At 39.8% G+C, this 8,815-nt stretch carries 7 protein-coding genes; 5 read left to right on the forward strand and 2 right to left on the reverse strand.

Annotated elements, in window-relative coordinates; genetic code table 11:
• The first annotated feature begins 270 nt into the window (after positions 1–270).
• Positions 271–1,407: an NADH:flavin oxidoreductase/NADH oxidase gene (locus tag B2W49_RS10890; RefSeq protein ID WP_291341221.1), complete on the forward strand. Its 1,137-nt coding sequence runs from the start codon at positions 271–273 to the stop codon at positions 1,405–1,407.
• A gap of 121 nt (positions 1,408–1,528) precedes the next feature.
• On the forward strand, positions 1,529–2,461 hold the full coding sequence (locus B2W49_RS10895; RefSeq protein ID WP_291341223.1) for an AEC family transporter: 933 nt from the start codon (positions 1,529–1,531) through the stop codon (positions 2,459–2,461).
• A 99-nt stretch (positions 2,462–2,560) separates the two neighbouring features.
• On the opposite strand, the gene B2W49_RS10900 is transcribed toward B2W49_RS10895, so the two are convergent.
• Together B2W49_RS10900 and B2W49_RS10905 are read right to left on the reverse strand one after the other, a co-directional pair.
• Positions 2,561–3,367: a tetratricopeptide repeat protein gene (locus B2W49_RS10900; protein ID WP_291341225.1), complete on the reverse strand. Its 807-nt coding sequence runs from the start codon at positions 3,365–3,367 to the stop codon at positions 2,561–2,563.
• A 184-nt stretch (positions 3,368–3,551) separates the two neighbouring features.
• Entirely contained in the window at positions 3,552–4,274 is a 723-nt protein-coding gene (locus tag B2W49_RS10905) for a YgfZ/GcvT domain-containing protein (RefSeq protein ID WP_291341227.1), read from the reverse strand.
• A gap of 256 nt (positions 4,275–4,530) precedes the next feature.
• Here B2W49_RS10905 and acnD point away from each other — a divergent pair, with 256 nt between their 5' ends.
• The 3 genes from acnD to B2W49_RS10920 all read left to right on the forward strand — a co-directional run bounded on the left by acnD (position 4,531) and on the right by B2W49_RS10920 (position 8,573).
• Entirely contained in the window at positions 4,531–7,137 is a 2,607-nt protein-coding gene (gene acnD / locus B2W49_RS10910; RefSeq protein WP_291341229.1) for a Fe/S-dependent 2-methylisocitrate dehydratase AcnD, read from the forward strand.
• Between the two features lie 132 nt (positions 7,138–7,269).
• A complete protein-coding gene (locus B2W49_RS10915) occupies positions 7,270–7,704 on the forward strand; it encodes a hypothetical protein (protein ID WP_291341231.1) in 435 nt (144 codons plus the stop codon).
• Positions 7,705–8,147: 443 nt separating this feature from the next.
• Positions 8,148–8,573 carry a C39 family peptidase gene (locus tag B2W49_RS10920; RefSeq protein ID WP_291341233.1) on the forward strand — a complete coding sequence of 142 codons (426 nt, stop codon included), beginning with the start codon at positions 8,148–8,150 and terminating at the stop codon, positions 8,571–8,573.
• The last annotated feature ends 242 nt before the right edge of the window (positions 8,574–8,815 follow it).

Genomic DNA, 8,815 nt, shown 5'->3' on the forward strand with positions numbered 1-8,815 from the left:
AGTCAAGGGCAAAAAGCAATGCGCTTAATATTGGGCATTATCCATAGAATGCAAGCCATAGAATACAAGCCATAGTGTGCGATCGCAAAATTATTCTGTGAAAAGTAAAAGCAGGCTTTGCAAAAACCATACAACACGTTATAAATAAATCATTTTTGAACATTTATTATAGAAAAAACCATCTAAAACAGATGGCAGATTCCGAGTGATTACTTCTTTTTTATTTAATGATTCGCTTTTGGTGAATCGCACAGTATGAGGGCATGCAGCGTGACATTACTTTTTCAGCCGATTCAATTTGGATCACTGCAACTTGCCAACAAAATTGTTATCGCCCCGATGTGTCAATATTCTGCCAACGAACAAGGTGAGTTGAGTTATTGGCATGAGCAGCAATGGGCAAATTATGCCTTGTCGGGCGCAGGGATGTGTATTGTAGAAGCCACGGCAGTGCAGGCAGAAGGACGTATTAGTTATGCAGATTTAGGCTTATGGAATGACATGCAGCGTGCGCAGATGAAAGCGCTATTGCATAAAGTTAAAAGTTTATCGCCTATGCCATTTGCTGTGCAGTTGGCACATGCGGGACGTAAAGCTTCAACCGATAAACCGTGGCAGGGCAAAGGACAGTTTGCACCGAATGAAGAACATGGCTGGCAGACGGTATCGGCCAGTGAGTTGCCATTTCAATCGCACGAACATCCACCGCATGCTTTAACGCAAGATGAAATTCAACAGGTGATTGCAGACTTTGCCAGCGCCGCAGTAAGAGCGGTGGATGCAGGTTTTGACTTAATCGAAATTCATGCCGCGCATGGCTATTTACTGCATCAATTTATGTCACCCCTGTCTAATCACCGCCAAGATGAATATGGCGGCAGTTTGGAAAATCGTATTCGCCTTACATTGGAAGTATTTCAAGCCATTCAAAATGCTGTACCAAAAGGCTATCCAATTGGCGTGCGAATTTCTGCAACAGACTGGATGGATGATGCAGATGGCTGGAGTCTGGAATCTGCAGTGGGTTTGGCAAAGGCACTAGAGCATTTAGGTGCGGTTTATATTCACGTGTCGAGCGGCGGTTTGCATGTCGATCAAAAAATTGATGTGCATGCGGGTTATCAAACGCCATTTGCTCATGCAATTAAGCAAGCTGTAAAAATTCCTGTAATTGCGGTGGGTTTGATTACTGAACCGATGCAGGCAGAAGGTATTTTGCAATATCAACAGGCCGATGCAATTGCGATAGCACGTGCCATTTTATATGACCCACGTTGGCCATGGCATGCTGCGGCAGAATTGGGCGAAAAAATTGAAATTGCCCCGCAATATTTACGATGTCAGCCGCATGGGTTCCGTAGTTTATTTGCGCCGTTTAAACCCGCAGATATGAATGTAGGTTCCTGATATTTCTCTTTAAAATAAGTGAAACTTACACTATTTTTCCGTGCTTTATCGGGAGCTTCGGTGTAAGCTAAATCAGTAAAAACCATGTCGATTATGGGCAACACTGAAAAAGGATGTCAGGGTGTTACTGAGTATTTTATTTCCCATTTGTGCAGTGGTGCTGTTGGGATATTTTGCCGTCAGAAGCCAGTTTATAGACGCAAACGCAATTCAGGTTCTAGGGCAGTTTGTTATGAAAGTCGCCTTGCCTGCATTTTTATTGCAGGCCTTGGCCAGTAAGAGTTTGGCAGAAATTTGGAGTCCTGCTTACTTTTTAGGCTACGGCGGCGGTTCTATTTTGCTGTTTATTTGTGCTTTTTTATTGTATCGGCATTATTTTAATTCAAGTTTGACTCATGCTAGTGTTCTGGCGATGGGTGCATCAATGTCAAATACAGGATTTATTGGCACTGCTATTTTAACTTTGTTGATTGGCAGTCAATCCGCAATTTATTTGTCTTTAACTTTAATTGTCGAAAATTTAATTATTGTGGCATTGATGCTAATTTTGGCAGAACGTGGACTGCAATCTTCAGCGAAATCAGGTTGGCAAGTGTATGCCGAAACTGTGCAGCGCTTACTGAAAAATCCAGTCATTTTATCTATTTTATTGGGCATGTTGTGTGTGTTCATCAACTTAAAACTGCCACAATCTATCTCACAAATTCTAGAAATGTTGGGAAAAACTGCTTCACCTTTGGCTTTATTTGTTATTGGTGGAAGTTTGGTCGGTATGCAAATCAAGTCGGTCAATTTGCAAAGTATTGTTTTGGTCGTATTCAAAGTATTGCTGATGCCACTCACGATCTTTGGGATTTTATGGGCATTAGATGTGAACCGAGAAATGTTGTTTGTCGGGACTTTACTGGCAGCTTTACCCATGCCAATTGCTTTTGGTATTTTCGGGCAGCACTACGGTTTGGATGAAAAAGCATTAGTCCCCTTAGTGTTGAGTACAATATTGGGTTTTGTGATGGTGGCGATTTTATTGACACAATCGGGTAAATATTTATAATTTTGGTTTGAAGTGCTCAAATCACAAAAAGTCTGTATTACGCTGATACAGACTTTTTTTAAAATTTCTCTGATTAATAGCTTTTATAAAGAAACTATCTTAACTTTTCTTAGCGGTTGCCTTGTTGGAAGCTTTGGCTTGATCTGCCATCATTTTTTCAACCACAGCTAATGATTCTTGGGCTTGGGGTACATTTTCCTGTGCCAGTGAGGCAAAAATCTTTTTCGCTTCAGGCAAGTTTTGCGGCACGATATTACCATTCACAAACATATTGCCTACTGCCATTAGTGCAGGAATATAGCCCTTTTGGGCCAAGTTTTGAATGCTTTGCAACCCTTGCTTAATGGGTGCTTCATCTTTATTTTTAAAGCCTGTGCTAATATCATACAAGGCTTTTGCATGTATGGCTTGATAATAATCTTTGGCAATTAAGGGTTGTAATAGCTTTAAACCTTTTTGGTCAGATGCCGCCGTATTTTCTGAGAAATATAAAACTGCTAAATCTACTGTAGCATCATTAAAACCCTGATTGGATGCAGTTTGTAAATATTGTTTGGCTTTGGCAGCATCCTGTTTTAAACCCAGTGCGCCAGTAAGATAGTTTTTACCTAAAACATAACTTGCAACAGGGTAGCCTTTTTGGGCAGATTGCTCATACAACTGAATGGCTTTCTTTTCATTTTTTGCTGTGCCTTGTCCTGTTTGCGTCAAATAGCCTAAGTTATACATGGCTTGTGCATTGTCTGCTTTGGCAAGTTTTTCTAATTCCAGAAAGGCATCTTTAATCTTGTTGGCTTGCATTAATTGTTCAATCTTGGCAAAAGCAGGATCGGTTGGAATGTTGCTATTTGCCATGCTGATGCTGCTAGATAGGACGATTGCGCCCGCAATGAGTAGTTTTTTCATCATTTGAGTTTTACCTTGTTCTCTTTTGCACATCACTCCATTGATGTACTTTTGTTTTGCAGTGGTGCATTCATCATAAGTTGAAAAGTGTGAATGTAAATATAAAAACTGTGAATTATTCAAATCACAGAAAAGAACGAGGGAATCTTGTGATTCCCTCGTGATATAACCAATTTTTTTAAGTCTATTGCGGGCGGGCGACATCGCCATTTAAATGTTCAGGTAAATCTAACACTTGTACAGATAATTCTTGCAAAGCACTTGGTTTAGCAACCACTAACGCTTTAAAACCATCTGCAGTTGCTATGCTATTTACCACTTCTACATCATTATTCAGTTTGGCGGCAGGTGCAGGGACTTCGCCTGAACCTTGAATTAAATGCAACCAGCGTTTCGGTTTGGCTTTAAACCATAAACGTGCCACCACTTCCTGACCCAAATAACAGCCTTTGTCGTAATGCACGCCATCTCGTTGATGCAAACGCAATTCCTGTGGCTGAAACACTTCTGCTGTTGAGGCTTGAATCCACGCTTGACCTGTGTCAATCGCTTGTAGCTGCCATGCGTTTAAATCGGTGACTTCAGTTGAAAATTCAGTGTGATTGCCCTGAATGGTTGGGTAAACCGTACCGATGGTTTCAAGCTGCATTTTTGAAAATGCGCCAAACTTTTTAATGTGTTTGGCTAAATCTTCGGCTTGGTCGGCAGTGCTGATTATTTCAAAACTTTCAGACGAGTTTTTTTTAAGCCATAAACCAAACTGAACGCGTCCTTTTAAACTGCAAATTGCAGTATAACACGTTGTATTTTCAGCTAAGGTTTCGACATTGACGGTCACCTGACCTTGCAGAAATTTTTGTGCATCAACACCGTTTAAACTTAAAGCACAGAAAGCTAAATCGCGCATGAATAACCTTTCACAATAAAATCTAAGACTAAAGAATGAGGTCAATTTTGCGCTATTTTTCACAAAAAAGCATTTTTAGGGCAAGAATTTTACTCAAAATGTAATTAAATGTTTCCAAAACCCCTGTTTTTGTATTTAAGTATATGAAATATATAAGATTTGGGAAATAGGTTTTTGGCGGCGTACAATGCTTTCGACCAGGGAAAATAATCATCCCATAAGATGTTGAGAACAATAGAGTAAGGGCGAATACCAGATGAATAACAACTACCGCAAACCACTGCAAGGCACTCAGCTCGATTTTTATGACGTCCGACAAGCCGTTGAAGAGATCCAGCCAGGCGCTTATGCCAAACTTCCTTATACCTCAAAAGTACTTGCAGAACAGTTAGTGCGCCGTTGTGATCCTGCAATTTTAGAACAATCTTTAAAACAATTGATTGAGCGTAAACAAGAGCATGATTTTCCGTGGTATCCAGCGCGTGTAGTGTGTCACGACATTTTAGGTCAAACTGCATTGGTGGATTTGGCAGGCTTGCGTGATGCGATTGCCGAACAGGGTGGCGACCCTTCTAAAGTGAATCCTGTCGTACCTACCCAGTTAATTGTCGATCACTCTTTAGCGGTGGAATATGGCGGTTTTGACCCAGATGCTTTCCGTAAAAACCGTGAAGTGGAAGATCGTCGTAATGAAGACCGTTTCCACTTTATTGAATGGACTAAAACTGCGTTTGAAAATGTTGATGTGATTCCTGCGGGCAACGGCATCATGCACCAGATCAATCTAGAAAAAATGTCCCCAGTGATTCAAAACCGTGAAGGCATTGCATTCCCAGATACTTGTGTTGGTACAGACTCACATACACCACATACCGATGCTTTGGGTGTCATTTCTGTGGGGGTAGGCGGTCTTGAAGCTGAAAATGTGATGTTGGGTCGTGCTTCTTGGATGCGTCTGCCCGATATTATTGGTGTTGAGTTGGTTGGTCAGCGTCAAGCAGGGATTACTGCAACAGACATCGTGTTGGCTTTAACCGAGTTTTTGCGTAAAGAGCGTGTCGTCGGTGCTTATTTAGAATTCTTTGGTGAAGGCGCAGATAGCATGTCGGTGGGTGATCGTGCCACGATTTCCAACATGACACCTGAATATGGTGCAACCGCTGCCATGTTCTATATCGATCAAAACACCATCGACTATTTAACCTTAACAGGTCGTGAAGCAGATCAGGTAAAACTGGTTGAAACTTATGCTAAAGAAATTGGTCTTTGGGCATCTGAAATGACTCAGGCAGAGTATCCACGTGTGTTACGTTTTGACCTTTCAACAGTAACGCGTAACATTGCAGGCCCATCGAATCCGCATGCACGTGTTTCAACATCTGACCTGAAAGAAAAAGGCATTGCGGGTGTGGTAGAACAACGTAGCGATGGTTTAATGCCAGATGGCGCCATCATCATCGCGGCAATTACTTCTTGTACCAATACCTCAAACCCGCGTAATACTGTAGCAGCAGGTTTGTTGGCACGTAAAGCCAATGAATTGGGTTTGCTGCGTAAACCTTGGGTGAAATCATCATTTGCACCAGGTTCTAAAGCGGCTGCATTGTATTTGGAAGAAGCAGGCGTACTGAAAGACTTAGAAAAACTTGGTTTTGGTATTGTGGCTTATGCATGTACCACCTGTAACGGTATGTCTGGTGCATTAGATCCAGCCATTCAGCAAGAAATTATTGATCGTGACTTATATGCGACTGCGGTACTTTCGGGTAACCGTAACTTTGATGGTCGTATCCATCCGTATGCAAAACAAGCTTTCTTGGCATCTCCACCATTGGTTGTGGCTTATGCGATTGCGGGCACTATTCGGTTTGACATCGAAAAGGATGCTTTGGGTACAGATCAAAATGGTAACCCAATTTACTTAAAAGATATTTGGCCATCTGATGCAGAAATTGATGCTTTGGTGAAAGCATCGGTTAAACCTGAACAATTCCGCCAAGTGTATATTCCAATGTTTGACTTGGGTGAGTCAGAAAAATCTGAAAGTCCACTCTACGACTGGCGTCCACAAAGTACTTATATCCGCCGTCCGCCATACTGGGAAGGTGCATTGGCGGCTCCACGTACATTGGCCAATATGCGTCCGTTGGCAATTTTGGGCGATAACATCACCACAGACCATTTATCTCCATCGAATGCGATTATTTTAGATTCGGCAGCAGGGGAATATTTGGCAAAAATGGGCTTGCCAGAAGAAGATTTCAACTCTTATGCAACGCACCGAGGTGATCATCTCACTGCACAACGTGCAACTTTGGCGAATCCGAAATTGTTTAATGAAATGGTGGTACGTTCAGACGGCACAATTAAGCAAGGTTCTAAAGCGCGTGTTGAGCCAGAAGGCGAAGTAATGCGTATGTGGGAAGCGATTGAAACTTATATGAACCGCAAGCAGCCGTTAATTATTATTGCGGGTGCGGATTATGGTCAGGGTTCAAGCCGTGACTGGGCTGCAAAAGGTGTGCGTCTTGCGGGTGTGGAAGCAATTGTGGCTGAAGGTTTTGAGCGTATTCACCGTACCAACTTGGTGGGTATGGGCGTATTGCCTCTTGAGTTTAAAGCGGGTGTAAACCGTAAAACTTTAGGTTTGGATGGTACGGAACTTTATAGCGTGATTGGTAACATTGCACCACGTTCAACTTTGACTTTGGTGATTGAGCGTTCAACGGATGATGGTAAAAACCAAACGATTGAAGTGCCTGTAACCTGTCGTTTAGATACTGAAGAGGAAGTGTCTGTGTATGAAGCGGGCGGTGTATTGCAACGCTTTGCGCAGGACTTCTTGGAAGGGAATGTGGCGTAGTTAAAATAATTCTTTTTAACACTTGAAATAATTTTATAAAGCCATATTTCATATATGGCTTTATTTTTTTTGTATGGATATGGAAAGATATTTGGATTTAGATGGTGATTCAGGTGTAGTTGGATATGAAATTTGGGATACTTTCAAGCGACTGAACTTTCTAATCAAGAAATGAAAGATACTCAAGGGGCTGTTGCAAACTTTGCTATAGGAGCTGGAATAGGTTTTGGTAGTTATAGTCTTTCAAATGGATATAATGCCTATACTGCTTCAGGTTGTTTTGTATGCACTAACTTTGTTAATAATTATTCAAATTCTTGGTCTTGGTCAAATGCTGCTTTTTCTACAGGAGTTGGAGCTCTAACTAGTGGGGTAGGTGGAGCTGCATTACGCAGTACAGGAATTACACAAAATTGGGGACAAATGACTTTTGCAAATAGAGGATTCGTTGCAAACACAGTAAAAAATATGCAACGAACATGGACAAACCCCGTAGGAATTGGTATCAAAGTAACAGGAACTGGTGTCAGCTTTACAGCTAATCAAACATATAATAGATTTAGATAAACCTATTATATTCCAATCTAGCATCCAGAATTAATTAAATTTTAATTAATTCTGGATATGAAAACTAAGGAATTCTATGGAAGTAAATGGTTTACTATCATTAACACTGAATGCTGTTATCTGTACAATTATTGGATTTTTTATTATTGGTAAAATACTGGAGAAAATTAAAAATAAGAATAAAACTTTTGCTGCCATATATTCTTTTATATTATTTACTATTATAAGCTTTTTAGCTCTCACGTTCATAGACTATAAGAATAATAGGATTCCACTTGAGTTAAATGCTTTTATTAAAAAAATTTCATTTGTATTCATAGATAGTATGGCTCTTTCTTTAATAGTATGTATATTTTTTTCATTTATGATACTAATTCTATATGTTTTTGATCATAAAAAATAGGAATATATATGAAATACAACATACTTACTAAGAATTATTTATGAATAAGCTTTTCATTAGCCTAATATTAATGACACAATTCACTCATGCAAATCCCATTTACTTCAATCACTACCACAACGAGATTAAAGTAAAATCATGGAAACAAATCCGTGATCATAATATCGTAAAACAAGATCTTGATTTTTCTTGCGGTGCTGCATCGATTGCAACCCTTCTTAATGGTTATTACAACCAAAAAGTAACTGAAGAAGAAGTTTTAAAAATCATGGATAAGGGTGACCTTATGGCATCCTTTGACGATATGCAGAAAGCATTAAATAAATTAGGTTTTCAAGCAAAAGGTTATGCTGTATCACTAGACACATTAGAGAAGTTGAAAATCCCAGTCATTGCTTATATCAAACATAGAAAAAATGATCATTTTACCGTTATTTCAGGCATTAATAACAATAATAAGGGTTAAATTTAGTGGTACAGCTAAAATTTATACTTATAGTTATCGAAGTGCAGGTATAGATAAGGTTGAACATATGAAGCAGCTAGCTAAATTTGGAAACGGTCTCAATGCATATATTAAATTAAACGCAAATAGCCTTTACGAAAAATAAGAATATGAAATTTAAAAGCAGAAACTTAAGAGAGATTGCTGAGTGCATTATTGGTGATAATAAATCCTTTAAATAAGTTGTCATTAAAAAGTAAACA

Origin of the sequence: Acinetobacter sp. UBA801, from assembly GCA_002296655.1 — a bacterium.
GTDB lineage: Bacteria > Pseudomonadota > Gammaproteobacteria > Pseudomonadales > Moraxellaceae > Acinetobacter.